The organism is Dietzia sp. Cai40 (assembly GCF_014145165.1).
In the GTDB taxonomy this organism is placed as follows: domain Bacteria; phylum Actinomycetota; class Actinomycetes; order Mycobacteriales; family Mycobacteriaceae; genus Dietzia; species Dietzia natronolimnaea.
Window position 1 is genome coordinate 1 of the sequence record NZ_JAALEB010000189.1, and the last position, 1,655, is coordinate 1,655.

Here is a 1,655-nt window from a genome sequence, read left to right on the forward strand (position 1 = left end):
CCGGGCCCGGGCCGGGCTCACGCGGGCAGCGGGGTCCGCGCCGGAGTGCCGGGCTGCCGGTGGAGGCCGGCACGCCGCTCGAGGTACCCGGCGATCCTGCCGATCGCGTTCTCGAGCACCTCGGCGTCGGGCAGGCACACGATCCGGAAGTGGTCCGGCTCGGGCCAGTTGAAGCCGGTGCCGTGGGTCACCAGGACGTGCTCGGAGCGCAGTAGATCCAGCACCAGTTCCTCGTCGCTGCCGATGCCGAACCTCTCGGTGTCCAACCGGGGGAAGCAGTAGAGCGCACCGCGGGGCGCCACGCAGCTCACGCCCGGGATGGCGTTGAGGCGCTCGGTCGCCAGTGCGAGTTGTCGCTCGATCCGGCCGTCGGGGTCGATCACGTCGGCACCCCACGGTGAGTCCTCGGCCAGCGCGACCGGGATCGCGTACTGGCCCGGGACGTTGGGGCACACCCGCATGTTTGCCAGCAGGGTGAGCCCTTCCAGCAGGTCCTGCGCCCGCTCGAGGGGCCCGGTCGCGGCGACCCAGCCGGCCCGGTATCCGCACACCCGGTACGCCTTGGACAGGCCGCCGAAGGTCAGGCAGAGCACGTCGTCACCGGCGGCCAGCGCCGCGTGGTGATGGCGGGCGCCCGAGAAGATCACCTTCTCGTAGATCTCGTCGCTGAGCAGGACGAGCCCGTGCCGACGGGCGATGTCGGCCATCCCCCGGACGGTCTCGGCACTGTAGACGGCGCCGGTCGGGTTGTTGGGGTTGATCACCACCAGCGCGGTCGTCCGCGGCGTGATCTTGGACTCGATGTCCGCCAGCGAGGGGTTCCAGCCGTCGGACTCGTCCGCCAGGTAGTGCACGGGCACGCCACCGGTGAGGTTCACCGCGCCGGTCCAGGTGGGGTAGTCCGGTGCCGGGACCAGGATCTCGTCGCCCGGATCGACCATCGCCTGCAGGACCAGGGTGATGAGCTCGCTCACCCCGTTGCCCAGGAACACGTCCTCGGCGCGGATCCCGGGCACCCCCCAGCGCCGGTAGTGCTCGGCCACCGCCGCCCGTGCCTGCGGGATGCCCCGCGAATCCGAGTAGGCCTGGCCCGCGCCGAGTTCGCGGGCCACGGCATCCACGATCTCGGGCCGGGCCTCGAGACCGAACGGGTGCATGTTCCCCAGGTTCAGTCGCAGGATGTCGTGGCCCTCGGATTCCAGCCGCATGGCCTCGGTGAGGATCGGACCGCGGACGTCGTAGCGCACGTCGCGGAGGCGTCGGGATTGGCGGTAGATCTGCATGTGGACCATCACATCGCCAAAGTGGACTGGCGGAAAGGTCCACTTCACGCAGACCCGTGAGACCACTTTTGGCCTCGCGCGCCTAGGCTGAGCGCATGGCCCGCACCGCCCGTCCCGGATCCCTGGTCCTGGGCGAGGTCTCGGGCACCGCGGATCTGGTGGACGCGATCATCGACCTGATCTCCGACGGTTCCCTCGCCGACGGCGACAGGCTGCCCTCCACGCGCGCGCTCGCCGAGCAGACCGGGCTCTCCCGCGGCACCGTGGTCCGGGGGTTCGACGAACTCTCGGCCGCCGGCTTCATCGACTCCGTCCAGGGCTCGGGCACCCGGGTCGCCGCCGGGGCGGGTCAGGCGGCACGCGCCGGGGCGC

General features: G+C 71.5%; 2 protein-coding genes. One reads left to right on the forward strand and one right to left on the reverse strand.

The features are described from left to right. Positions 1 to 17: 17 nt before the first annotated feature. Complete coding sequence (locus G6022_RS08245; RefSeq protein ID WP_182610654.1) at positions 18 to 1,283, reverse strand: pyridoxal phosphate-dependent aminotransferase; 1,266 nt, start codon at positions 1,281 to 1,283, stop codon at positions 18 to 20. Positions 1,284 to 1,378: 95 nt separating this feature from the next. On the opposite strand from G6022_RS08245, the gene G6022_RS08250 reads away from it, so the two are divergent. Continuing rightward, a partial coding sequence (locus G6022_RS08250; RefSeq protein ID WP_182639711.1) for a winged helix-turn-helix domain-containing protein occupies positions 1,379 to 1,655 on the forward strand: 277 nt, incomplete at its 3' end.

Excerpts from the sequence above, each read along its gene's own strand:
- G6022_RS08245 (WP_182610654.1), bottom strand. The coding sequence starts at position 1,283 with ATGCAGATCTACCGCCAATCCCGACGCCTCCGCGACGTGCGCTACGAC.